The sequence below is a fragment of the Pseudomonas sp. PA-5-4B genome, assembly GCF_021606215.1.
Lineage (GTDB): Bacteria > Pseudomonadota > Gammaproteobacteria > Pseudomonadales > Pseudomonadaceae > Aquipseudomonas > Aquipseudomonas edaphica.
The window spans coordinates 1-25,081 of record NZ_WKDB01000083.1 but is presented as its reverse complement, the minus strand read 5'-3'; the positions used below and the strand labels follow the sequence as shown (position 1 = coordinate 25,081).

Below are 25,081 nucleotides of genomic sequence, written 5' to 3'. Positions count from 1 at the left end.
CCCCACATGGGGGCGAGACGACTCCCAGCGGGGGGGCGCCCCAGCGGACCACAACGGGCTGCAATAACAACATCTAAAAAAGCGGAGGGAGCCGCAGGGGTCTACACACATGTGGCGAGGGAGCAAGCTCCCTCGCCACAAAAGCCTAGGCAGCAGGTGTGCGCTGATAAAACACCCTCCACCACTGGCCTGGACCATTCAGTTTCCCACTATGTCACGCCCCCCACTGTGGCGAGGGAGCTTGCTCCCGCTGGGCTGCGCAGCAGCCCCAAAAAGGCTGGCCGAGTAACACCTGAACCAACGCAGTGGATCGATTGGGGCCGCTTCGCTGCCCAGCGGGAGCAAGCTCCCTCGCCACAAAAGCTATGCCACACCCATTGCCACCGTGAAATAATCCGTGTAATTTTTCATGAAATTTCTCGACATAAATTTCATGAGCCAACAACAAGAACTCGACGCCCTGGCTGTGCTCATCCACGATCTGCGCAAGCACAAGAAACTCACCCTCGCCCAACTCGCGCAAAAAATCGAGCGCTCGGTGGGCTTTTTGTCTCAAGTCGAACGCGGCCTGTCACGCCCTACTGTGGCCGACCTGACTGCCATCAGCCACGCCCTGGATGTGCCCACCACCTACTTCTACAGCCTGCCCAAACCCAAGGCCGTCGACTGGGTCACACGCCCCAACGAGCGGCGCACGGTGTATTACGCCAATGGCATCACCGACATTCTGGTTTCGCCAAGCATGCACGGCGCCTTTTCGATGCTCGACAGCCTGTTGGCGCCCGGCGCCAACAGTGGCGAGCACACCATGAGCGATCGCGCCGAACAGGCCGGTTTTGTACTGGAGGGCGAGCTGACGCTGTGGGTGGAAGGTGAAGCCGATTCGGTCACCCTCGGCCAAGGCGACAGCTTCCACCTGGCCAGTTTTGCCCATTGCCGCTACGCCAACCTGACTGATCTGCCCGCCCGCGTATTGTGGGTTTACAACTAGGAGCAACACCCGTGAAAAGCCAACCCTCCACGTTGCTGGCCGAAGTACGGACCTTTCGCCAGAACCACCCCGAGGTGCGTTACGTCGACCTGATCGCCCTGGACATTCCCGGGCATTTCTACGGCAAGCGCTACCCGGTGGAGATGCTCGAAAAAGTCGCCGCCGGCAGCCCGTTGAAGCTGCCGCAAAATGCCGTGCTGCTGGGCGCCCAGGGCGGGCTGTTCAAAATTGGTGACTATTGCTTCCACGACGGCGACCCGGATGCCAATCGCCGCCTGGTGCCGGGCACGCTCAAGCCGGTGAGCTGGGAAGCGCAACCGCTGGGGCAGATGCTGATCACCTCGGATGGCACTGAAGCGCCCATCGAGTTTGAACCACGTGAAGTCCTGGCCAAGGTGCTGGAGCGCCTGCAGCACAAGGGCATTCACCCGGTGGTGGCGTTTGAGCTGGAGTTTTACCTGTTCGATAAAAAGCTCGACGACGGCCTGCCGCAATTCGCCCGCGACCCGCTGAGTGATGACGCTGACGACCAGCCCAACCTGCACATCGAGCGGTTGTCGCGCTTCAGCGAAGTGCTCGACGACATGGCGCAAACCGCCCAGGCCCAAGGCATCGACATCACGGTGATCACCGCCGAACTCGGCCCTGGCCAGTTCGAGATCAACTTCGGCCACTGCGACGACGGCCTGCGCGCCGCCGACTGGGCCGCGCTGTTCTGCCGCAGCACGCGTGGCGTGGCACTCAAGCATGGCTACCGCGCCAGCTTTATGGCCAAGCCTTACCTGCAATTTCCCGGCAGCGGCATGCATGTGCATGTCAGCCTGTATGACGGCGCGGGCAATAATTTACTCGCGGCGCACCAGCAGCAACCGCTGCGCCACGCGGTGGCCGGTTGCCTGGAATTGTTGCCGCACTGCATGCCGATTTTCTCGCCCAACCACAACGCCTTCCGCCGCTTGGGTGGCACCGTGAACGCGGCAACGCGTGCCAGCTGGGGCTTTGAAGACCGCGACGCGTGCGTGCGTATTCCCGATTCCGACCCGCGCAACCTGCGCATCGAACACCGCCTGGCCAGTGCCGATGCCAACCCCTACCTGGTGCTGGCAGCGATCCTGGCAGGGTTGGAGCATGGCCTTGAAGCCAGGCAAGAACCCATCGCCCCGCTGAATGAGGACCGTAACAGCGGCGCCGACTTCCCCCTGGAAATGCTCGATGCCGTACGCGCCATGCAGCATCAAGCGGTATTGCGCGATAAGCTGGGCGCCGAATTTATCGACGTGTACTGCGAAAACAAACGCCAGGACCACTTGGCCTTTCAACAAGAGATCAACGCGCGGGAATACCGCTGGTTTCTCTAGCCATGGAATCACCGATGACCGACCAAAGCGCCCCGGCCCTCAAGGAAATCTTCAACGTTGAACGCCTGCAACACATCGCCAGTGAAATGACAGCGGTGTACCCGGCCTTTGATGCAAAAGGGTTTCTAAAGCACGCCAAAGCCGGGCTGGCCGAGTTGTCGGTGATGCAGCGCATGGCGCGGGTCAGTGAGAGCCTGCATGCGGTAATCCCACTGGATTACGCGCAAACCCTCAAGCTGCTGCATGCGCTGGCTCCGCGACTGAACAGTTCATTTGTGTGCCTGTTTCTGCCGCACTACGTGGCCAGTTACGGGCAAAGTGACTTCAAGCGCTCCATGGCCGCGCTCAAATACTTCACCGTGTTTGGCTCGGCCGAGTTCGCCATTCGCCCGTTCTTGTTGAACGACTTCGAGCGTACCCTGGCCGCGATGCAGCAGTGGTCGCTGGACGCCAACGAACATGTGCGGCGCCTTGCCAGTGAAGGCTCGCGCCCTCGCCTGCCCTGGTCCTTTCGCTTGGCGGCGGTGCAGGCCAACCCGCAGCTGTGCGCCTCGATCCTGGATAACCTCAAGGCCGACAGCAGCCTGTATGTGCGCAAGTCGGTGGCCAACCACCTCAACGACATCACCAAGGACCACCCGGACTGGGTGCTCAGCCTGATCGAAGGCTGGAACCTGGACAACCCGCACACGGCCTGGATCGCCCGGCACGCCTTGCGCAGCCTGATCAAGCAAGGCAATACCCGCGCACTCACGATCATGGGCGCCGGCGCCAAGGCCGAGGTAAACATTCACCACCTGAAAGTCACACCGGCGGTGATCAACCTGGGCGAGCGGATCAACCTGTCGTTCAGTCTGGAATCCACCGCCACCGCCGCGCAGAAGCTGGTGGTCGACTACGCCATCGACTACGTAAAAAGTGCCGGCCATAGCGCGGCCAAAGTGTTCAAGCTCAAGGCATTTACCCTGGGCGCGGGCGAACATCAGAGCATCCGCCGCGAACAACATATTCGCGAGTTGACCACGCGCAAGCATTACGCAGGCAAGCACTGGGTGCATGTGCTGGTGAACGGCGAAAAGCTCGCCAGTGCCGAATTTGAACTGCTAAAACCCTGACAAAAATCAACCAAAAGGCTCTAGAACGGGCCTTTCAGACACATTAATTGTCAGACAATCCTGGCTTTTGTTGTTGCGATCCATTATCATCCGGCGCCTTCTCACTACCCATCGGGTAGTTGTTCCACTGTGTCACCCGAGGCGCCAATGTACCGTTCGCACCGTTTGTATCGTTTTTCGTTTCACTGCCCCTTGCTTGCCCTGAGCCTGGGGCTGGTTTCCCACGGTGTCAGTGCCGCCCTGCAACCCATGGCCGAAGCCCCGCTGGCCAGCGACACCGAGCTGCACTGCCACTTCAACCGCGACGCCAGCACCGACTGCACCACCACCCAGCACTACACCATCCTCAAGCCCAACGGCCGCGAAATGCTCTCGCGCATCGACTTCGATTACTCCGAAGGGGACACCTTTGAAGTGATCAGCGCGCAATCCACCCAACCAGGCGCCAAGCCGGTCGCGCTGGACGCCGCGCAAATCGACACGCGCACCGCGCCCAACCCGGACCAGGGCTTCAGCCGCTACAAGCAAACCTCGCTGGCCTTCCCGAACCTGCGCGTAGGCACGCAAATTCGCTACACCGTGCGCGAACGTCGCGCCGCCAAACCGTTGGTGACCCAGTTTCACTACGCAATCATGTTTGGCCCCAGCGCATTCCGGCGCGACCACGTCAAGGCGCGCTTTACCGCCGAGCGCCCGATCCAGTGGCGCAGTGAGTTGTTCGACGGTTTCAAAGTAACGGCATCTGCCAACGGCAAAACCCTGGACGTGGTGCAAAAAAAACCGACCTATCTCAATTACATCAACGAATCCTCCAGCGCCGCGCTGCAACGCATCCCGCGCCTGGAAGTGGGCAGCGCCCTGGAGCGCCAGGCGTATTTCGGTGATTTCGCCCAGCGTTACAACCAGATCCTCGGCGCCAACCTGCCGGCGCAAGCGGCCGCGGCCGTAGCTGCCGCACGCAACCTGGCGCCGGCACAACAGGTCGAAGCGCTGATGCAGCACATCAACGATCACTACCGCTACCTGGGCGACTGGCGCGCCACCGAGCGCGGCTATGTGCCGTTCAACCTGGCGGAAATCGAGCAGCATGGTTATGGCGACTGCAAAGACCTGGCGATCCTGCTGACCGCAATGCTCAAGGCCAGCGGCATCAAGGCCGAAACCGCCTGGGTCAGCCGTGGCGACGTGGCGTTCTCATTGTTGATCCCCGGCACCAATGCAGCGAACCACGCCATCGTGCGTGCCGAAGTCGATGGCCAGGTCTGGTGGCTCGACCCGACCAATCCGGTGTTCGCACCCGGCCAGACCATGCCCGACATTCAAGACCGCTGGGTGCTGGTCAATGATGCTCAGGGCCAGGTACGCGAAGAACAGATCCCGCTGGAACGCCCGGAAACCACCCTGCGCCTGGACAAAAAAGTGCACTTCGACAAGCAAGGCAATGGCGCCACCCAGGCCACCATCACCTTCAGCCGCCTGCCGCTGATGCAAATGAGCGTCGCCGACCGCCAGCAAGGCACCACCGCCACCGACCAGAACATCTGCGGCAACTTTGGCAACGAAATCAGCGACTGTAAAATCACCCGCCAACCCACCGCCTTCGTGGTGCACGACGGCTACACCGTCAACGCCAGCATGAACGACCAGCGCGCGCTGGAAAAGCTCGCGAACGACTACGTCTACACCGACGAGTCACTCAAAGGCCGTTGGGATGGTTTCATCAACTACCGTCGCCATGATCAACAAGCCGACCTTTACCTGGGCAACCCCGAAACCTACGACTACCGTTTCACGCTGACCGGTGGGCAGATGGAAAAAGCCATCCCCGGCTGCCAGGTGCGCTCGCCCTGGTATGACCTGGATCTGGATGGCAAGCGCACGGATGACGGCCTGCAGTATCACTATCGCCTGAGCCAGAAGATACGCTGGCTGACCCATGCAGAAGTCGCCAGTGAAGCGTTTGGCAAGATGATTGACGAGGCGCGGGCGTGTGCTGAACAGGTGCATCAGGTGGTGAAGCTCTAACCCCCCGTAAACACCAACTCTCTCTATCTCCCGGCAAACCTGGGGCGCCCACGCAAAGCGCCCCAGAACGACATTCGAACTGCACATTCGAAAACCAAATCAGGAGCTGTCCTACAGCACGGCGACTACCGGCACATTACTTTCTAATGCGACTGCATCTTTCGTCGTTAGGGCCCATGACGCCCAGCGTTTTCTTGCTACCCCGTTGGGTAGTTGTTTCCAGCGAGGCCGCGCATGTACCTCTTCAAGTTTCACCGCCCTTTGACCGCCATCACTCTGGGGCTGGTTACCCATTGCGCATCTGCCGCGCTACAGCCCATGGCCGAAGCCCCCCTGGCCAGCAATACCGAGTTGCACTGCCACTTCAATCGCGACAACAGCAGCGATTGCACCACCACCTATCACTACACCATTCTCAAGCCCAGCGGCCGCGAATTGCTCTCGCGCATCGACTTGGATTACGCCGAAGGTGACACGCTTGAAGTACTCAGCGCGCAATCTACCCAACCAGGCGCCAAGCCGGTAAACCTGGGCGCCAATCAGATCGACAGCCGCACAGCGCCTAACCCGGACCAAGGTTTCAACCGTTATAAACAGATCTCACTGGCCTTCCCGAACCTGCGTGTCGGCACACACATTCGCTATACCGTGCGCGAGCATCGCGCCGCCAAACCGTTAATGACCCAGTTTCACTATGCCCTTAAGTTCGGTCCGAACGAAGATCGTCGCGACCAATTCAAGGCACGCTTTACCGCCGAGAAACCAATTCAGTGGCGCAGCGAAAGTTTCGACGGTTTCAATGTGACCCTCTCGGCCGATGGCAAGACGCTGGAACTGGTGCAAAAAAAACCGACTTACCTCAACTACATTAATGAAGCTACCAACGCTGCAATACGGAAAAATCCGCGCATCGAAGTGGGCAGCTCCCTTGAACGCCAGGCGTATTTCGGTGACTTTGCTCGGCGCTACAATCAGATTCTCGACGCCAGCCTGCCCGCACAAAGTGCCGCAGCCGTCGTCGCCGCGCGCAGTCTGCCACCCGCGGAACAGGTTGGCGCATTGATGCAACACATCAATGAGCACTACCGCTACCTGGGCGACTGGCGCGCTACCGAGCGCGGTTATGTGCCGTTCAATCTGGACGAAATCGAGCAGCACGGCTACGGCGATTGCAAAGACCTGGCGATCCTGCTGACCGCCATGCTCAAGGCCAGTGGCATCCAGGCCGAGACGGCGTGGGTCAGCCGCGGGGAAGTGGCTGACTCGCTGCTGATCCCCGGTACCAGCGCACCGAACCACGCCATCGTGCGCGCCGAAATCGACGGGCAAATCTGGTGGCTCGACCCGACCAACCCGGTGTTCGCCCCCGGCCAGACCCTGCCCGACATCCAGGACCGCTGGGTGCTGGTCAACGACGCCGAGGGCCAGGTTCGTGAGGAACATATTCCGCTGGAACGTCCCGAAATCACCCAACGCATGACCAAACAGGTGCATTACGACAAGCAGGGTAACGGCGCGACTCAGGCCACCCTCGCTTTTAGCCGCATGCCGCTGATGCAACTGAGCGTCGCTGATCGCCAGCAAGGCAGCACCGCCACTGATCAGGACATCTGCGCAAATTTCGGCAATGGCATCAGCGATTGTAAAGTCACCCGCCAACCCACCGCCTTTTTGGTTCACGACGGCTACACCATCACCGTTCAGATGAACGATCAACGCGCCTTGGAGAAACTGGCGGACGGCTATGTCTATACCGATCAATCGTTGAAAGAGCGCTGGGACGGTTTCATCAACTACCGCCGCCAAGGTCAACAGGGCGACCTGTACTTGGGAAACCCCGAAACTGTAGACTTCACCATGACACTGACCGGTGGGCAGATGGAAAAAGCCATCCCCGGCTGCCAGGTGCGTTCGCCCTGGTATGACCTGGATCTGGACGGCAAGCTTATGGATAACGGGCTGCAGTATCACTATCGCCTGAGCCAGAAGACGCGCTGGCTGACCCATGCAGAAGTCGCCAGTGAAGCGTTTGGCAAGATGATTGACGAGGCGCGGGCGTGTGCTGAGCAGGTGCATCAGGTGGTGAAGCTCTAACCCCTCACTGACACAACACAAACCCAATGTGGGAGCTGGCTTGCCTGCGATTGCAGTGTGTCATTCAACAAATAAGTTGACTGACAGGGACTCATCGCAGGCAAGCCAGCTCCCACATTTTTTATCCGGTTTCTTCAGTGGGTTCGCCTAACAGCAACCCCTGCTCCCGCGCACACAACTCCACCACATAATCCCACAACACCCGCAACCGCACTGACTTGTGCAGCTCCCGGCGCGAGCTGATCCAGTAGCTGCGCTGGATGCTTTCTGCCGGCAGCAAAGGCACCAGGTCCGGGTCGCCAGCAGCCATAAAGCACGGCAGCACCGCAATACCCAATCCCGAACGCGCCGCCTGGTGTTGAGCAATCACGCTGGTGCTGTGGAACACCACTTTGGGGTTGCGGCAAAAGCTGCTGAGGAACTTGAGTTCCTGGCTGAACAGCAGGTCATCCACGTAATCGATCCATGCATGGGCGGCGAGGTCTTCACGTTTTTCAATCGGCGGGTTGCGCGCAAGGTAGGCGCGGCTGGCGTAGAGCGCCAGGCGGTAGTCGGTGAGTTTGCGCGTGACGAGTTGGTCGACGCTGGGGCGTTCGAGGTGGATGCTGATTTCCGCTTCGCGGTTGAGAATGCTCACAAAGCGCGGCACCGCCACCAGTTCCACTTCCAGCCCCGGATAACGCTCGAACAGCCCGCCCATGCGGCTGGCGAGGAACATCACGCCCAACCCCTCAGCCACGCCAAGGCGGATCTTGCCCAGCGGCGCAGCGGAATGGGTGAGTTCGTCTTCGGCCAGCAACGCGACGTTTTCCATGGCCTCGGCGTGCTTGAGCAGGGCTTCACCGGAAGGCGTCAGTTCGTAACCCTGGGCATGCTGCACGAACAGCGCGGTGCCGAGGCTTTTCTCGATGGCCTCGATATGCCGGGCCACGGTAGCGTGCGTAGTTTTCAGGCGCTGTGCAGCGGTGAGCAGGCGGCCGCTGCGTTGCAACTCAAGAAAAAACCGCAGGTCATTCCAGTCGAACATGTCGCCTCCCTTGGACAAATGTACCTTCTAATGCCTGGCCCGGCACCTGTGGCTGGCGCTTACTGTGGCGAGCGAGCTTGCTCGCTCGCCACAGGCATAACGTTGCTTCGAGGTTTAAGTGCCGCTGTTTAAAAACGCACAGCAGCTGGGTAAAAACTAACATTTTTAAGACGAAAACTAACAACTAGGATGGGCCCAATAAGAAAAACAAGCGAGACCTCAGATGCCCATTGCAACTGCTGAATACGATTACATCGTCGTAGGCGCCGGCCCCGCAGGCTGCCTGCTGGCTAATCGATTGTCCGCCAACCCCGCCCACCGCGTGCTGCTGCTCGAAGCCGGTGGCCGCGACAATTACCCCTGGATCCACATCCCCGTCGGTTACCTGTTCTGCATTGGCAACCCGCGCACCGACTGGTGCTTCAAGACCGAAGCCCAGGAAGGCCTGCAAGGCCGTGCGCTGAGTTACCCACGCGGCAAGGTGCTGGGCGGCTGCTCGTCCATCAACGGCATGATCTATATGCGTGGCCAAGCCCAGGATTACGACGGCTGGGCCGCCGCAGGCAACCCCGGCTGGGCCTGGAAAGACGTGCTGCCGCTGTTCAAACAGAGCGAAAACCATTTTGCCGGAGGCTCGGAATTTCACAGCGACGGCGGTGAATGGCGCGTGGAGCAACAGCGCCTGCACTGGCCGATCCTCGATGCCTTTCGCGATGCGGCGGCGCAGAGTGGTATCGCGCCGATCAGCGATTTCAACCAGGGCGACAATGAAGGCTGCGGCTACTTCCAGGTCAACCAAAAGGCCGGGGTGCGCTGGAACGCGGCAAAGGCGTTTCTCAAGCCGATCCGCCAGCGCCCCAACCTCACCGTGCTGACCGAAGTGGAAGTCGACCGTGTAGTGCTGGAAAACGGTCGTGCTTCGGCCGTGGTCGGGCGTCAACATGGGCAACAACTGAGCTGGAAGGCACGCAAGGAAATCGTCCTGTGCGCCGGTTCTGTCGGCTCGCCGGGCATCCTGCAACGCTCAGGGATTGGCCCGTCCACTGTGCTCAAGCCATTGGGCATCAACGTGCTGCATGAACTGCCGGGTGTCGGTGGCAACCTGCAGGATCACCTGCAACTGCGGCTGATCTACAAGCTGGAAAACGCACGCACCTTGAACCAGATCGCCGGCACCCTGTTGGGCAAAATGGGCATGGGCCTGCGCTACCTGTATGACCGCAGCGGCCCGTTGTCCATGGCGCCCAGCCAGCTTGGCGCCTTCGCCCGCTCCGGCCCGGAACAGACTACGGCCAATCTTGAATACCACGTGCAGCCGCTGTCACTGGAGCGTTTTGGCGAGCCGTTGCATGCCTTCCCGGCATTCACCGCGTCGGTGTGCGACCTGCGCCCGCAAAGCCGTGGCCGCATTGATATTCGCTCCGCCAACCCGGCGGATGCACCCCTGATACGGCCCAACTACCTCAGCCATCCCGAAGATTTGCGCGTGGCCGCCGACGCGATCCGCCTGACCCGCCGCATCGTCGCCGCACCGGCCTTGAGCCAGTTCAAGCCGGTGGAATACCTGCCGGGCGACGCGCTGCAAACCGAAGAACAACTGCATGAAGCCGCCGCGCGTATCGGCACGACGATTTTCCACCCGGTGGGCACTTGCCGCATGGGCGATGACCAAGATGCAGTGGTCGATGCGCAACTGCGCGTACATGGCGTGCCGGGCCTGCGTATTGCCGATGCCTCGGTGATGCCACGCATTACATCCGGCAACACCTGCTCACCTACACTGATGATTGCGGAAAAGGCAGCGCAGCTGATGCTTTCGCCGAACACAAGGAGTCTCGCCCCGCAGAGAGAAACGGTTCATGCAATCTGAATAGCGGCGCCGCACCCGGCGCCGACAGTGGAACAACAATAAATAATCACTGTGAGGGATACCCGATGTCAGAACATGCTCAACCCCTGGGCTCGGCCGTCAAGGCGAGCACCGGCAGCGAATCAAGGAAAGTCATCTTCGCCTCGTCTTTAGGGACGGTGTTCGAGTGGTACGACTTTTTCCTCTACGGCGCCCTGGCGGCGGTGATCAGCAAGCAATTTTTTGCCGGGGTCAACGACACCACGGCGTTCATCTTCGCCTTGATGGCCTTTGCCGCAGGCTTTGTGGTGCGGCCGTTCGGCGCGTTGGTGTTCGGCCGCCTGGGCGACATGATCGGGCGCAAGTATACGTTTTTGGTCACCATCATCCTGATGGGTGTCGCGACCTTCTGTGTCGGGCTATTGCCGACCTATGCCAGCATCGGCATTGCGGCGCCGATCATTCTGATCGTGCTGCGCATGCTGCAAGGCCTGGCGTTAGGCGGTGAATATGGCGGCGCAGCCACCTATGTGGCCGAGCACGCACCGGCCGGCAAACGCGGCCTGCACACCAGCTGGATTCAATCCACAGCCACCCTTGGCTTGCTGCTCTCGCTGCTGGTGGTACTGGCTTGCCGTTACTTCACCGGCGACCAGTTCGAGGTGTGGGGCTGGCGCATTCCGTTCCTGTTTTCGATTGTGCTGCTGGGTATTTCCACCTGGATCCGCATGAGCCTGCATGAGTCGCCGGCATTCCTGAAGATGAAAGAGGAAGGCAAGGCCAGCAAGTCGCCGATCCGCGAATCCTTCGGTAAATGGGAAAACCTCAAGGTGGTGCTGATTGCGCTGTTCAGCATCAACGGCGGGCAGGCAGTGACCTTCTATGCGGCGCAGTTCTATGTGCTGTTCTTCCTCACGCAGTTCCTGAAGATGGACCCGGCCCTGGCCAATATGCTGTTGATTATCAGCGTAGTGATCGGCGCGCCGTTCTTCATCCTGTTTGGCTGGCTGTCGGACAAGGTTGGGCGCAAACCGGTGCTGATGCTCGGCTTGCTGTTGGCCACCGCACTGTACTTTCCGATCTTCAAAGGGCTGGCGCATTACACCAACCCGGCGATGGACCAGGCCAGCCACCAGGCGCCGATTACCGTATTGGCCGACCCGGCCACCTGCACCTTCCAGTTCGACCCGGTGGGCAAGGCGCGTTTTGACAGCCCGTGTGACAAGGTCAAGACCTTCCTGGTCAAGCAAGGTCTGCCATACAGCAGCGCCGCCGCGCCAGCCGGCAGCCCGGTGCAGGTGAGCGTGGGTGATGTGCGCATCGACGGTTACGACGAAGCGGCCCTGCGCGGCGCGGTGACCCTGGCCGGCTACCCGACTTCGGCGGATGTGGCCCAGGTCAACAAAGTGATGGTGGTGGTGCTGATCGTGGTGCTGATCCTGATCGCCGCCATGTGCTACGGCCCGTTGGCAGCGCTGATGGTGGAACTGTTCCCGACGCGCATCCGCTACACCTCGATGTCGCTGCCCTACCACATCGGTAACGGCTGGTTTGGCGGGTTCCTGCCAACCGTGTCGTTTGCCTTGGTGGTGTACACCGGCGATATCTTCTACGGCTTGTGGTACCCGGTGGTGGTAACCGGCGTGAGCTTGATTGTGGGGTTGTTCTGCCTGAAAGAAACCAAGAACGTGGATATCAATAACAACTGATCTTCAAAACGCTGAAGCCCCCTGTGGGAGCTGGCTTGCCTGCGATTGCATCACCTCGGAGTGTCAGATGTGCCGAGTTGTCCGTATCGCAGGCAGGCTAGTGCCCACATTTTTCTGAGTGCTGACCACACAAATTGCTGTACATCCATACAGATAACAGTTGCTCAATTGCCTTTGACTGAGCATCCTGCAAGGCATCGACCCGATTTGATGTGATGACCATGCGGCTGTACCTCTGTGAAAAACCCTCCCAGGCCAAGGATATCGCGGCCGTACTCGGCGCCAGTCGGCGTGGCGACGGGTGCTGGCTGGGTAACGGGGTCACAGTCACCTGGTGCATCGGGCACCTGTTGGAAACCGCCCCACCCGACGCCTACGACGCCAAGTACAAGCGCTGGGTGCTGGCCGACCTGCCAATCGTGCCGGAAAAATGGAAGATGCTGGTCAAGCCCAAGACCGCCAGCCAGTTCAAGGCCGTCAAGCGTTTGCTCGGGGAAGCTCAGGAACTGGTGATCGCCACCGACGCCGACCGCGAAGGCGAAATGATCGCCCGGGAGCTGGTGGAGCATTGCCGCTATCGCGGGCCGATCCAGCGTTTGTGGCTGTCGGCGCTGGATGACGCCTCCATTCGCAAAGCCCTCGCCGCCCTCAAACCCGGCGCCGAAACCTTCAGCCTGTATCACTCGGCCCTCGGCCGCTCACGCGCCGACTGGTTGATCGGCATGAACATGAGTCGCTTGTTTACCTTGCTCGGGCGTCAATCCGGGTATCAAGGCGTATTGCCGGTGGGCCGCGTGCAAACCCCGACCTTGCGCCTGGTGGTGGACCGCGACCGCAGCATCGCCGACTTTGTGCCGGTGGCTTACTGGGCCATTGATGTCGACTTGCGGCATGAGCGCATGACCTTTACGGCTCAATGGCGGGCCGCTGAGGATGCCTGCGACGATCAAGGCCGCTGTCTTAACCCACAACTGGCTCGCGATGCTGCCGATGCGATGACCAACGCCGCCAGCGCCAGGTTGGTCAAACTGCGTACCGAACGCGTGCGCGAGGTGGCGCCCCTGCCCTTCGACCTCGGCACGTTGCAGGAAATCTGTTCCAAGAAGCTCGGCCTCGGCGCCCAGGAAACCCTGGACATCGCGCAGTCCCTTTACGAAACCCACAAAGTCATCACCTACCCTCGCAGTGATTGCGGCTACCTGCCGCTCAGCCAACACAGTGATGCGCCGAAGATCTTGGCCGCGCTGGCCCGCGCGGATGCGGCGGTGAATGAGTTGATGCCGCATATCAACCCGCAACGCCGCTCGCGGGCCTGGAACGACGCCAAGGTCAGCGCGCACCACGGCATCATTCCTACGGGTGCCGGTAAGGACGTCGCGCAACTGGCCGGCAAACACCGTGCGGTCTACACGCTGATTCGCGCGCGTTACCTGGCGCAGTTCCTGCCCAACCATGAATACGATCGCACCCAGGCGGATTTCGACTGCGCCGGCCAAGCCTTGCGCGCGGTAGGCAAAGCCATCATTGAGCCGGGCTGGAAACGCGCCCTGCCCGAGGCGCTGGCGCCTGCCAAAGGCCGTGAAGCTCCTGCACCGCAGGCCTTGCCGACCTTGGTGCAAGGCCAGAATTACGCGGTGGCCAAGGTCAACCTCAAGGACCTCTGGACCCAGCCGCCCAAGCCCTTCACCGAGGGCGACCTGATCAAGGCGATGAAAAACGTCGCCAAACTGGTGGAAGACCCGCTGCTCAAGCAAAAGCTCAAGGACACCACCGGCATCGGCACCGAAGCCACCCGCGCGGGGATTATCCAGGGTTTGCTCGACCGGGGTTATCTGGTCAAAAACGGCAAGGCACTGTCAGCCACTCCGGCTGCGTTCAGCCTGATCGACGCGGTGCCTCGGGCGATTGCCGACCCAGGCACCACCGCGATCTGGGAGCAGGCGCTGGACATGGTGCAAAGCGGTGAAATGAGCCTGGAAGAATTCGTCGCCAAGCAGGCGGCCTGGATGAGCAAACAAGTGGCACGCTGCAATGGCATGCGCATGACCATCACCGGCCCAGCCAGCCCGGCAGGCCGAGGTGCTACGCCGTGGAAAAACAAGCGCAAGGCTGCACCGCGCAAGACGACAGGCGCTCCAAAGCGGGCGAAAAAGCCGAAAAGTGCCGGCTGAATAGCGAAATAATCCGGCGAATGACGTTTTTCGACGGGTTTAACGCCGCTTTGGGCCTTGCGGCGCTGTAGCCCGTCTAGGATTCTGTAAGGGACTCGCTGACTTCCTAATAACAACACCGGAGTGGCCGCCATGAAAACCGTTGCACAACTGCTCAAAGCCAAGGACCAGAAGAACCAGGACGTCCATACCATTCAATGGGACCACACGGTCTTTGAGGCGCTGGTGCGGATGTCAGAGAAAAACGTCGGGGCCTTGCCGGTGGTCAAAGACGGCGCGGTTGTCGGAATCATCAGCGAACGTGATTACGCCCGCAAACTCATCCTCAAGGGACTCTCTTCGGTTACCACAAAGGTCCATGAGGTGATGAGTTCACCGGTCATCACCGTGGATACCCATAAAAGTGTCGAAGAATGCATGAACATCATGACCGACAGTCACTTGCGCCACCTCCCAGTGGTCGAAGACGGCGAACTGAAGGGCCTGCTGTCCATCGGTGACTTGGTAAAAGAGGCCATTGCCGAACAGACCGACTTGATCAAACAGCTGGAGCAGTACATCCGCGGCGAATAGGGGAACCCATGCTCGATACGCTGGACCATCAAGAAAATCACCTCGACACCCTGTACCGGGCCATGGCTGAACGACGCTTTTTGGTCTTGACCGGTGCAGGTATCAGCACGTCATCGGGCATCCCGGATTATCGCGACAGCGAAGGCGTGCGCCGTGGCAAGGCGCCGATGATGTACCAGGAATTCCTCGCCACCGCGCAAGCGCGTCGCCGCTATTGGGCACGCGCCATGCTGGGTTGGCCACGGGTGCGTATTGCGCAGCCGAACCAGGCTCATCTGGCGCTGGCCACGCTGCAGCAGCGTGGCCGTATCAGCGGGCTAATCACGCAAAACGTCGACACCCTGCATGATCAGGCCGGCAGCCATGATGTGATCGAACTGCATGGCAGCCTGTATCGTGTGCTGTGCCTGGACTGCCAGCAGCGCAGTACCCGCGATGTGATTCAGCGGCAGATGGACATCGACAATCCTTACCTGGTGCAGGTCCACGCGGTGCAGGCGCCCGACGGTGACACCCTGCTCGATCCGACCTTTGAAGAACGCTTCCAGGTGCCGCGCTGCCCCCATTGCAATGGCGAGCGCTTGAAGCCAGACGTTGTGTTTTTTGGCGAGAACGTGGCACCGGCTACGGCAGCCAGGGCCATGGCCGCCGTGGAGCATGCAGACGGGCTGCTGGTGGTGGGTTCTTCGCTAATGGCCTATTCGGCGTTTCGCCTGTGCAAGGCGATGGTGGAGCAAGGCAAGCCGGTAATTGCCATCAACCTGGGCAAGACCCGTGGGGATGAGCTGTTGCAGGTGAAAATCGAGGCGTCATGCGAGCGGTTGTTGCCACTGCTGGCCGAACGACTGAGTTAGCAAGACCACCGAAAATCCAACTGTGGGAGCTGGCTTGCCTGTGATAGCGGTGTATCAGTTAACAAGTCTTTGGCTGACACACCGCGATCGCAGGCAAGCCAGCTCCCACAGGGATTGCGCGTTGGATTGGCTATCTGCCCACCACGACCCACCGCACAAAAAATGACGCCCAAGTCACATTTTCCCGCATTCTCCCGTCCCTACAGCAATTTATGTAGTGACTAAAAATAATCACTACATAATCGTTGACGTAACCTTTTTGTCCTTGCATTATCGAGACGTCTCCCGGATCGGGAGCGTTGGTAACACGCGTTTTGAACAAGCTCGTCTGACCGCCGAGCTGTTTTTTCCGGATGTGCACTGCCCACAAGGCAGATTGATGAAGCTGACCGGCCCGCAAGGATCGGTACAAGGAGCTCAAACGCTGCTTGTCTTCGTGATGAAACCATTACGTAGCCGCTCATCAGCAAGACTACATGCATCAGGTTCAAGACCCTGCCCGTATTCGGCAGACCGTTACTGACGCCCGGTTTTCGCAACCGGAGACAACTAAGCAGTTTTAACGAACCAACTGATAGATCGCCAACTGGTCAAGGGGCTTACACATGAATCTGAACAACCAACCAACTATCGATGAATTGGCTGAGATGTTCTTAGCGCAGAAAGACACTCTCGACGACCATATCCTGTGGGTTGGCAAGTCGGGCGAGGTCAATATTGACTGCCTGGCGCCCCACACCGAAGAAGCCGAGTTCGACCGCACCCACCCCGAACTTGCGGCGCGCCTGAAGATGTACCGCCGCGGCCAGGGTTATGTCGGCAAGAAAGCGGCGGCCGATCGAAACTTCATTGAGCAAGTATTCGACACACTTAACAATGCCTGGGCATCTTTCAAGGATAACTCGCAAGTTAAAGTGATCGACCGCTACTACTAAGTAAAACTTGCCCACTGTGGGAGCTGGCTTGCCGGCGATAACGGTTTAACTGCCAACACTTTTGTTGAATGTTAACTGGCTATCGCAGGCAAGCCAGCTCCCACATTTGTTTTGTGGCACGCTCAAAACGTCGGGAAACGTCCCTTCGCGGCTTCGTCGCGAAAAATATCAAACAACACCTGCGCCGCCGCCGACAGTTCGTGACCGGGTTTGGTGAGCACGCCAATCGGCCGCTCGATCACCGGATCGCTCAAGGTGATGCAATGGGCGCCCGCCTCCTCCATCTGGCGCGCGCATAGCGCAGGCACGGCGCTGACACCCAGGCCACTGGCAACCATCTTGCCGACCGTGGCCAATTGATGGCTTTCCAACGCCACCGGCAATTTCATCTGCAAGGCCCCAAGGTGCTCCTCCAGCATCACGCGCACCGTCGAGGGCCGTTGCAGGGTGATGAACGGGTGTTCCAACAGGGTTTTCCAGTCGACTTCGGTACATTGCGCCAAGGGCGAATCACCGGGCACCACCGCAATAAACCGGTCCAGGTATAAAGGCGTGAATGCCAGGGACGAACCTTCGGATGGCTCGAACGCCACGCCCAGCTCCACTTGGCGATCGCGGACCATTTCCAGCACCTGTTCATTGATCAGGTCATGCACCGTCACATTCACCTGCGGGTAACGTGCGCGGAATATCTTAAGAATCGGTGGCAGCAGGTTGCCCGCAAACGAAGGCATCGCCGCCACGGTGACGCGGCCACGCTGCAGGGTGAAACGCTGACGCAGTTCGTCTTCGGCATTGTCCCAGTCGGCAATCAACCGGCGCGCCAACGGCAGCAGCGATTCACCTTCGGGTGTCAGTGCGACGTTGCGGGTATTGCGGCTGAACAGGCGCCCACCCAGGCCCTCCTCCAAGCCCTTGATGGTCAGGCTCAGCGCCGATTGGGAAAGGTGCAGGCGCTCGCAGGCGGCGGCAAAACTCAGGCTTTGGGCCACGGCGAGAAAGGCGCGCATCTGTTTGACGGTCATGAGGCTGCTCCGGGCGGCGATTGGACTATGCTGTTTTCTAAATCAATCAACCTTAAAAAACAACTTAACAAATCAATCCGTCGGCGCAACACTCAGTTCATTGGCTGGCCCACAAACAATAAAAGAGGTGCATATGGCAGGTTTCGATAAACGCGTGGCGTCCTATGAAGAAGCACTGGCAGGCCTGGAAGACGGCATGACCGTGCTCTCCGGTGGTTTTGGCCTGTGCGGCATTCCAGAAAACCTCATCGCCGAGATCAAGCGCAAAGGCACCCGCGACCTGACCGTGGTTTCCAACAACTGCGGCGTTGACGGGTTTGGCCTGGGCGTACTGCTGGAAGAAAAGCAGATCAGCAAGGTAATCGCCTCCTACGTCGGTGAAAACGCGCTGTTCGAGAAGCAACTGCTCAGCGGCGAAATCGAAGTGGTGCTCACGCCCCAAGGCACCCTGGCCGAAAAAATGCGCGCAGGCGGCGCCGGCATCCCGGCCTTCTTCACCGCCACCGGCGTCGGCACTCCGGTGGCCGAAGGCAAGGAGACCCGCGAGTTCAACGGTCGCCCGTACTTGATGGAAGAGTCCATCACCGGCGACTTCGCCATTGTCAAAGGCTGGAAAGCCGACCACTTCGGCAACGTCATCTACCGCCATACCGCGCAGAACTTCAACCCGCTGGCGGCTACTGCGGGCAAGATCACCGTGGTCGAAGTTGAAGAAATCGTCGAACCGGGCGAGCTGGACCCGGCGCATATCCACACCCCAGGGATTTACGTCGACCGAGTCATTTGCGGCACCTTCGAGAAGCGCATCGAACAGCGCACCGTCCGCAAATAATCCGCCAGCCCAAATAATAAGGAGACAACACATGGCTCTTACCCGCGAACAAATGGCTCAACGCGTCGCCCGCGAAATGCAGGACGGTTTCTACGTCAACCTCGGCATCGGCATCCCGACCCTGGTGGCCAACTACATCCCCGAAGGCATGGAAGTGATGCTGCAATCGGAAAACGGCCTGCTCGGCATGGGCCCGTTTCCGACCGAAGAAACCATCGATGCCGACATGATCAACGCCGGCAAACAAACCGTGACCGCACGCATCGGCGCCTCGATCTTCTCCTCTGCCGAGTCCTTCGCAATGATTCGCGGCGGGCATGTCGACCTCACCGTGCTCGGCGCATTTGAAGTGGACGTGCAAGGCAACATCGCGTCGTGGATGATCCCCGGCAAGCTGGTCAAGGGCATGGGCGGCGCCATGGACCTGGTGGCCGGTGCAGAAAACATCATCGTGATCATGACCCACGCGTCCAAGGACGGGGAGTCCAAACTGCTCAGCCAATGCAGCCTGCCGCTGACCGGCGCCAAGTGCATCAAGCGCGTGCTGACAGACCTTGCGTACCTGGAAATCGAAAATGGCGCTTTTGTCCTCAAGGAACGCGCACCTGGCGTCAGCGTTGAAGAGATTGTGAGCAAGACCGCCGGTAAACTGATCGTCCCGGACCACGTTCCAGAAATGCACTTCCAGTGAGGACAGATTCCATGCAAGACGTCGTGATTGTTGCTGCCACCCGCACCGCCGTGGGCAGCTTTCAAGGAGCGCTGGCCAGCATTCCGGCACCGGAGTTGGGCGCGGCCGTGATCCGTCGCCTGCTGGAGCAGACCGATCTGGACCCGGCTCAGGTCGATGAAGTGATCCTCGGCCAGGTACTGACCGCAGGCAGCGGCCAGAACCCGGCGCGCCAGGCCTCTATTCTGGCGGGTCTGCCCCATGCGGTGCCGGCTTTGACCCTGAACAAGGTCTGCGGCTCGGGCCTCAAAGCCCTGCACCTGGGTGCCCAAGCCATCCGTTGTGGTGACGCTGAGGTGATCATAGCCGGCGGCATGGAGAACATGAGCCTGGCGCCGTACGTATTACCCGCTGCGCGCACCGGTTTGCGCATGGGCCACGCCAAGATGCTCGACAGCATGATCACTGACGGCCTGTGGGATGCGTTCAACGACTACCACATGGGCATCACCGCCGAGAACCTGGTGGACAAGTACGGCATCAGCCGTGAAGCCCAGGACGCCTTCGCCGCCGCCTCCCAGCAGAAAGCCGCCGCCGCTATCGAAGCCGGCCGGTTTGTCGATGAGATCACTCCGATCCTGATTCCACAGCGCAAGGGTGATCCGTTGTCCTTCGCCGTGGATGAGCAACCGCGCGCCGGCACCACAGCCGAGTCGCTGGCCAAGCTCAAGCCCGCGTTCAAGAAAGAGGGTAGCGTCACCGCCGGCAACGCCTCCAGCCTCAATGACGGCGCCGCCGCTGTCTTGTTGATGAGCGCCGAAAAAGCCAAGGCTCTCGGCCTGCCGGTGCTGGCGCGTATCGCCAGCTACGCCAACGCCGGCGTGGACCCTGCGATCATGGGCATCGGCCCGGTCTCGGCTACCCGCCGCTGCCTGGACAAAGCCGGTTGGAGCCTGGGTGACCTGGACCTGATCGAAGCCAACGAAGCCTTCGCCGCGCAATCTCTGGCGGTGGGCAAAGAGCTGGAGTGGGATGCGAACAAGGTCAACGTCAACGGCGGCGCCATCGCCATCGGCCACCCGATCGGCGCCTCAGGCTGCCGCGTGCTGGTGACCCTGCTACATGAAATGATCAAGCGCGACGCCAAGAAAGGCCTGGCCACCTTGTGCATCGGCGGCGGCCAAGGGGTAGCCCTGGCCCTCGAGCGCAGTTGATCTAAAGAGCAACATGAGAAAAGGCTCGATTCCACGAAAAATCGGGCCTTTTCTTTGCCCGGTTTTCCTGAAAAAAAAACAATACTCATGTGGGAGCTGGCTTGCCTGCGATAGCGGTGTGTCAGCCAAGCAGTTGTTACCTGATACACCGCTATCGCAGGCAAGCCAGCTCCCACATTTAATCTTCATCGTCAGAGTGAGGTACCGCAAACACCGCATTCGCCCGTGCCACCACCTTGTCCCCCACTTGCAGGCTCACGGTGGCAAACGCGATCTGCCGGCCACGCTTGTGGTGCTCCAGCCGCACCACAATCCACTCCCCCACCTGCACGGCACCCAGGTAGTTCAGGGTCATGCTAGCGGTTATCAGCGGTAACGGCGGTTCGCTGGAAAACGCCATCGCATAGCCCATGCCGACATCCGCCAGCGTTGCCAACACCCCACCGTGCACCGTGCCGCGCCCATTGGCGTGGCGGTTGTCGGCACGCAGGCCGATTTCCAGTTGCAACCCTTCACCCCGGCAATACGCCGGACCTAACAGGTCGAGCAACGGGCTGCTGCGTGGCAGCGAGACAAAGCCTTCGGGCACGGTGTAAGTGATCATGGCGAGCTCTTCCTTGGCCAAAACACGAGGTGTACCCCAGCCTCCCCAAGTTCACCATCAAGATCAGCCAAGCCAATGATCAACAATCAGCTAACGCTTCATGCAACGCTGATAGCGCTCATCCACACGCTTGGCAAACCACGCGGTAGTGAGGTTGCGGGTGATCTTCGGACTCTTGAGCACGATGCCCGGCAAAATCGCGCGCGGCACAGGCTTGCCGGCAGCTTTGTCGGCCAGGGCAAATACGCGTTTGTAGAGGGTGGTTTCTTCGAAGTCGAGCTGCTCGCCCTTTTCCAGCTGGCTGCGGATGCTGGGGTTGCGCATATCCAGCTTCGCGCCCAGGGAACGCACCGCCAACTCGGTGGTGCCGGGCAGCAGTGAGCCATAACGAATCAGGTCCCCATCCAGCGCCAGCTCGGTGCCGCTGACTCGGCTGACAGCCGCCTGGAACGCGGCATTGCGGCTGGCATACCACCCCGCGTTGAAATCGGCAAAGCGGTACAGCGGCTGGTCGTAGCTCACCGGGTAACCGAGAAGATGCGTGATACCGAAGTACATGCCGCCACGACGGGTGAAGACTTCGCGACGAATTGTGCCATCCACGGTGTAGGGATAATCGCGGGCGTGTTGCTGCGCAAAATCGATGCTGACCTGCATGGGGCCGGCGGTGTGCACCGGGTTAAAGCCGCCGAACAAGGTATTACCCAGGGGCACAATGCTGATGAAATCGTCAAAAATGCTGCTCAAGTCCTTCTCTGTGCGCGCGGCATTCAGGCGCTCGGCGTAAGTCTTGCCGGTCGGCGAACGCAGTTGCAGCGTGGTACGCACCACAAAGGCCGGCACATGGACCTTGCCGGCGCGGCGCAGGATTTCATCCTGGGCGATCTTGCCCATGTTCGGCACCGGCGGGTCTACCTGATAGGTGGACTCTTGCTCGGTCACCGCCAGCACGGCGCAGATATTTTCGCTGCTGGGGTAGATTTTCTGGGTGTCGAAGGCGGTGTAGATGTCTTTGGCCCAGCCGTTGCGGTCCGCCACCGTGGCCGGTAACAGCCGCACAATCTGCGCCTTCACCTCGGCCTCGCTGCGCTCAGGCTGCTGCGGGCCGCGTGGAGTGGAGCAGCCGGCCAGCACCAGCAAGGTGGTGAGGCACAGGATCAGGCGGCTTGAATACATGGGGTTTCCTTGAATAACGACGGGCCGGTTGTGCGGATATCGACAGGTAAGTCTAACCGGGGTTCGCCGACCTGTTGCACTCGCCAGTTATCACTGAACGTGACAGGATCGGTCATCGACCATTCGTACAAGGAGTTTGAATGCCATGCTCAGCCTGAACTTTTTCGTCACCTGCCTGATCGTCGTGCTGATCCCCGGCACTGGGGTGATCTTTACCGTGTCCACCGGCCTCACTGCCGGCAAGCGTGCCAGCCTGTTCGCCGCGTTGGGCTGTACTGCCGGGATCATTCCCCACTTGCTCGCATCGATATTGGGCCTTTCCGCCCTGCTGCATACCAGCGCCCTGGCCTTTGAGGCGTTGAAATTCGCTGGGGCGGCCTACCTTTTGTATCTGGCCTATGCCACCTGGCGTGACCGCTCGGCCTTCGCCATGAGCGACACACCAGCGGTCGCGACTGCACGCAGCCTGATGCTGCGCGGCTTTCTGCTGAATATCCTGAACCCCAAGCTGACGATTTTCTTCCTGGCCTTCCTGCCGCAATTCGTCACCCCCGGCAGCACGGCGCCCGCTGTGCAGATGCTGGTACTAAGTGGCGTTTTCATGGCGATGACGTTTGCGGTGTTTGTGGTGTACGGCCTGCTGGCCAATGTGTTTCGCCGTGCCGTGATCGAGTCACCACGGGTACAGAATTGGTTGCGCCGCAGTTTTGCCGCAGCCTTTGCGGGGTTGGGGTTGAACCTGGCGTTTGCGCAGCGCTGACAAGAACTAGCGAAACCTCCTACCCAACACCCGGATAAGCTCTACAGATCCTTCCTGAAAACCGCTGCAAAGTCCTTCGCCTGATCACACAGTGCGAGGGATTGCAGATGGTTTTGTTAGTTAGAGCCCAGGCCAAAGGGGCTAGCGCTTGAACCCGGCCATTGGCAGGCTGGCCCTGACCCCAATGGACGTGAAGACGGTCGACGTTGAAAGCGTCTTCCGTGATTTTCGCGAATGCCTGAATACCTTTGACGAATGGGCGTCGAGCTTCTGGAGCTTCTCGGCGCTGGATGTCGAGCAGGTGTTCAAGGTCGGGGATGAGGTGGCGCTGGTCGCCCCGATCAACCGCTCCATCATTCCCAGCAGCACCGTTGCCACGTGCCAGGCCAATGGCACGTTGACCCTGGTGCATATGTTCCAAAGCAAGCGCTTCGTGCCTATCGGCAATACGCCGGTGGTGCTGCAACGCATCGATCCCAACGGCGGCCCATTGGGCGAGCCGATCCACCACACCATCGGCCCCAGCGGCATTCTCGAAATCACCGAGTGTGATCGTAATCAATCGTATCGAATCAGTTTTTACCCCGATGTTTCCAAAGATCACGTCAAGGCACTGTACGCGTCTTATCAGTCAGTGATTGCGGGGTTGGAAGAGCGCCTGCGTAAAGCGTGGAACGACACCTTCCAAGCGCAGTGGAGAATTTATACCGACGCCAAACCGCTCGACCAACGCAGGATGCTGGAGACGGCGGTTCTCAATGGCATGGGCACGGCGCTTTACACCCTTTGGGACAACTTAACGCAGCTGTATGAACTGTTGGCGGACATCAAGCCCAACAGCGAAAAGTTGCTCAAGTACATCTCCCAAGCCGAGCTTGATGAGCTGCTGACACTCAGCAATGACGCGATCGCCAACGGCCTGCTGGTACTCAGCGATGAGCCGCTGTTGTTCATTTACGTGTCGGCGATGGTCAGCTGGATGCGCCTGCTGCCGCCGCAAGACTTGCAGGAGCTGATGGGCGAAATCACCGGCGAGGTGTTGATCAACTTGCTGTTGATTCGGGCGACGGCGGGCATGGGCGTGGCGGTACGCCTGGGCACTCAAGTCCTCGGGCACATCAAGTCTGGACGGGCGCGGAGTTTGCTCGAGTTGCTGGCAAAACAGCATGTGGGGCCGACGTTGGAGCCACATGTAGCGGCGGTTAAACCCTTGTTGCTGAGCAGTGCCCCGACGCCGATCAAGACCGTGCCGGTTGCGCCGCTGAAGGCTGGGGATCAGTTGGTTGCCAACCCGGTGCCGGCGGTGCGCGGCAAGACGCAGCAGACCGCGTTGGTGCGCCAGGAACCTGTGGATGATGTGCCGGCTTCTGGCAAGAACCTGAACGGCGATGCGGCGGCCCCTGCGGACAAAACCGTCACCCACGGTTGCCCCGTTTCGATGGTCACCGGCGAGGAATTGCTGACGCTCACAGACGGCACGCTGGATGGGGTTTTGCCGTTTGAGTGGACGCGGGTGTATCGCACCAGTGCGGTGGAAGTCGATTGCGGGTTGGGGTTTGGCTGGAGTCATTCGCTGGCGCAGCGGTTGGTGGTTTCGGGTGATTCGGTGGTGTGGACGGATCATGAGAACCGCCGTACTGAGTTTGTGCTGCCCTCCGCTGCTCGACCGGCGATTACCAATAGCTTGGCTGAAGCGGCGATCTTTTTGGGTGATCTGCCCGATGAACTGGTGCTGGCCCAGGCGTCGCGGTTCTACCACTTTCAAGAGGGTGTGCTGACAGCCATCAGCGATGCGTATGACAACCGGTTGCGAGTTTTTCACGATCGTTTGGGGCGGGTTGAGCGGCTGGACAATGGTGTAGGTCGCTCGTTGTTTTTGCGGTATGAGTCGGGCCGCATTGTGGCGGTGGACTATCAGGTTCACCGCGCCAAGGGGCACGAACCTGTCTCTTTTTCACATCTTAATCTGGCGTCGGAGGGACAAAGGTGGCGTGTTCCTGAGTGGCTCTCTTGTTTACTAGAATGATGCATAGGGCGTCTACTACTTTTGTCATGATGTCTTCGTGATTCATGACAGCCCTTGATGTGTATCTTGTCAG

19 protein-coding genes and 1 pseudogene are annotated in these 25,081 nt (G+C 59.9%); 16 read left to right on the top strand and 4 right to left on the bottom strand.

Annotated features, from left to right (window positions below; translation table 11 throughout):
• Positions 1-433: 433 nt before the first annotated feature.
• The 5 genes from GIW28_RS27135 (at position 434) to GIW28_RS27115 (ending at position 7,583) form a co-directional block, all read left to right on the top strand.
• Positions 434-991 carry a helix-turn-helix domain-containing protein gene (locus GIW28_RS27135; protein ID WP_236447919.1) on the top strand — a complete coding sequence of 186 codons (558 nt, stop codon included), beginning with the start codon at positions 434-436 and terminating at the stop codon, positions 989-991.
• Between the two features lie 11 nt (positions 992-1,002).
• On the top strand, positions 1,003-2,349 hold the full coding sequence (locus tag GIW28_RS27130) for a glutamine synthetase family protein (RefSeq protein WP_099547663.1): 1,347 nt from the start codon (positions 1,003-1,005) through the stop codon (positions 2,347-2,349).
• 14 nt (positions 2,350-2,363) lie between these two features.
• A complete protein-coding gene (locus tag GIW28_RS27125; protein WP_017135022.1) occupies positions 2,364-3,464 on the top strand; it encodes a DNA alkylation repair protein in 1,101 nt (366 codons plus the stop codon).
• A 165-nt stretch (positions 3,465-3,629) separates the two neighbouring features.
• Positions 3,630-5,489 carry a DUF3857 domain-containing transglutaminase family protein gene (locus GIW28_RS27120; protein WP_169987278.1) on the top strand — a complete coding sequence of 620 codons (1,860 nt, stop codon included), beginning with the start codon at positions 3,630-3,632 and terminating at the stop codon, positions 5,487-5,489.
• A 234-nt stretch (positions 5,490-5,723) separates the two neighbouring features.
• Positions 5,724-7,583, top strand: coding sequence for a DUF3857 domain-containing transglutaminase family protein (locus GIW28_RS27115; RefSeq protein ID WP_236447918.1), 1,860 nt, complete (start codon positions 5,724-5,726; stop codon positions 7,581-7,583).
• Between the two features lie 121 nt (positions 7,584-7,704).
• Here the strand turns inward: GIW28_RS27115 and GIW28_RS27110 are convergent, their stop codons facing one another.
• Positions 7,705-8,610: a LysR family transcriptional regulator gene (locus GIW28_RS27110; RefSeq protein WP_236459107.1), complete on the bottom strand. Its 906-nt coding sequence runs from the start codon at positions 8,608-8,610 to the stop codon at positions 7,705-7,707.
• Positions 8,611-8,833: 223 nt separating this feature from the next.
• On the opposite strand from GIW28_RS27110, the gene GIW28_RS27105 reads away from it, so the two are divergent.
• The 6 genes from GIW28_RS27105 to GIW28_RS27080 all read left to right on the top strand — a co-directional run bounded on the left by GIW28_RS27105 (position 8,834) and on the right by GIW28_RS27080 (position 16,701).
• Positions 8,834-10,480: a GMC family oxidoreductase gene (locus GIW28_RS27105; protein WP_177034060.1), complete on the top strand. Its 1,647-nt coding sequence runs from the start codon at positions 8,834-8,836 to the stop codon at positions 10,478-10,480.
• A 65-nt stretch (positions 10,481-10,545) separates the two neighbouring features.
• On the top strand, positions 10,546-12,168 hold the full coding sequence (locus GIW28_RS27100; RefSeq protein ID WP_017135018.1) for an MFS transporter: 1,623 nt from the start codon (positions 10,546-10,548) through the stop codon (positions 12,166-12,168).
• 221 nt (positions 12,169-12,389) lie between these two features.
• Positions 12,390-14,339: a DNA topoisomerase III gene (locus GIW28_RS27095; RefSeq protein WP_236447922.1), complete on the top strand. Its 1,950-nt coding sequence runs from the start codon at positions 12,390-12,392 to the stop codon at positions 14,337-14,339.
• Between the two features lie 132 nt (positions 14,340-14,471).
• Positions 14,472-14,912 (top strand): CBS domain-containing protein, encoded by a 441-nt coding sequence (locus tag GIW28_RS27090; protein ID WP_017135016.1) that lies wholly within the window; start codon positions 14,472-14,474, stop codon positions 14,910-14,912.
• Between the two features lie 8 nt (positions 14,913-14,920).
• Positions 14,921-15,766: an NAD-dependent protein deacetylase gene (locus GIW28_RS27085; protein ID WP_236447921.1), complete on the top strand. Its 846-nt coding sequence runs from the start codon at positions 14,921-14,923 to the stop codon at positions 15,764-15,766.
• Between the two features lie 605 nt (positions 15,767-16,371).
• Complete coding sequence (locus GIW28_RS27080; protein ID WP_236447920.1) at positions 16,372-16,701, top strand: hypothetical protein; 330 nt, start codon at positions 16,372-16,374, stop codon at positions 16,699-16,701.
• A 122-nt stretch (positions 16,702-16,823) separates the two neighbouring features.
• Here GIW28_RS27080 and GIW28_RS27075 read toward each other — a convergent pair whose 3' ends face one another.
• Positions 16,824-17,726 (bottom strand): LysR family transcriptional regulator, encoded by a 903-nt coding sequence (locus GIW28_RS27075; RefSeq protein ID WP_017135013.1) that lies wholly within the window; start codon positions 17,724-17,726, stop codon positions 16,824-16,826.
• A 133-nt stretch (positions 17,727-17,859) separates the two neighbouring features.
• On the opposite strand from GIW28_RS27075, the gene GIW28_RS27070 reads away from it, so the two are divergent.
• Genes GIW28_RS27070 through GIW28_RS27060 form a run of 3 tightly spaced genes read left to right on the top strand, consistent with a single transcriptional unit; the run spans position 17,860 to position 20,442 of the window.
• Complete coding sequence (locus GIW28_RS27070; RefSeq protein ID WP_017135012.1) at positions 17,860-18,558, top strand: CoA transferase subunit A; 699 nt, start codon at positions 17,860-17,862, stop codon at positions 18,556-18,558.
• Between the two features lie 31 nt (positions 18,559-18,589).
• The gene (locus tag GIW28_RS27065) at positions 18,590-19,249 is read left to right on the top strand and encodes a CoA transferase subunit B (RefSeq protein ID WP_017135011.1); all 660 of its coding nucleotides are present in this window, start codon (positions 18,590-18,592) and stop codon (positions 19,247-19,249) included.
• A gap of 11 nt (positions 19,250-19,260) precedes the next feature.
• Positions 19,261-20,442, top strand: a complete 1,182-nt coding sequence (locus GIW28_RS27060; RefSeq protein WP_236447913.1) for an acetyl-CoA C-acetyltransferase — start codon at positions 19,261-19,263, stop codon at positions 20,440-20,442.
• Positions 20,443-20,620: 178 nt separating this feature from the next.
• Here GIW28_RS27060 and GIW28_RS27055 read toward each other — a convergent pair whose 3' ends face one another.
• Both GIW28_RS27055 and GIW28_RS27050 read right to left on the bottom strand, forming a co-directional pair.
• Positions 20,621-21,046, bottom strand: coding sequence for a PaaI family thioesterase (locus GIW28_RS27055; RefSeq protein ID WP_236447914.1), 426 nt, complete (start codon positions 21,044-21,046; stop codon positions 20,621-20,623).
• 90 nt (positions 21,047-21,136) lie between these two features.
• Positions 21,137-22,222 carry a DUF1615 domain-containing protein gene (locus GIW28_RS27050; protein ID WP_236447915.1) on the bottom strand — a complete coding sequence of 362 codons (1,086 nt, stop codon included), beginning with the start codon at positions 22,220-22,222 and terminating at the stop codon, positions 21,137-21,139.
• Positions 22,223-22,367: 145 nt separating this feature from the next.
• On the opposite strand from GIW28_RS27050, the gene GIW28_RS27045 reads away from it, so the two are divergent.
• Entirely contained in the window at positions 22,368-22,982 is a 615-nt protein-coding gene (locus GIW28_RS27045; protein WP_017134642.1) for a LysE family translocator, read from the top strand.
• Positions 22,983-23,166: 184 nt separating this feature from the next.
• Positions 23,167-24,927: pseudogene (locus GIW28_RS27040) on the top strand (DUF6531 domain-containing protein); the annotation flags it as partial.
• Between the last annotated feature and the right edge of the window lie 154 nt (positions 24,928-25,081).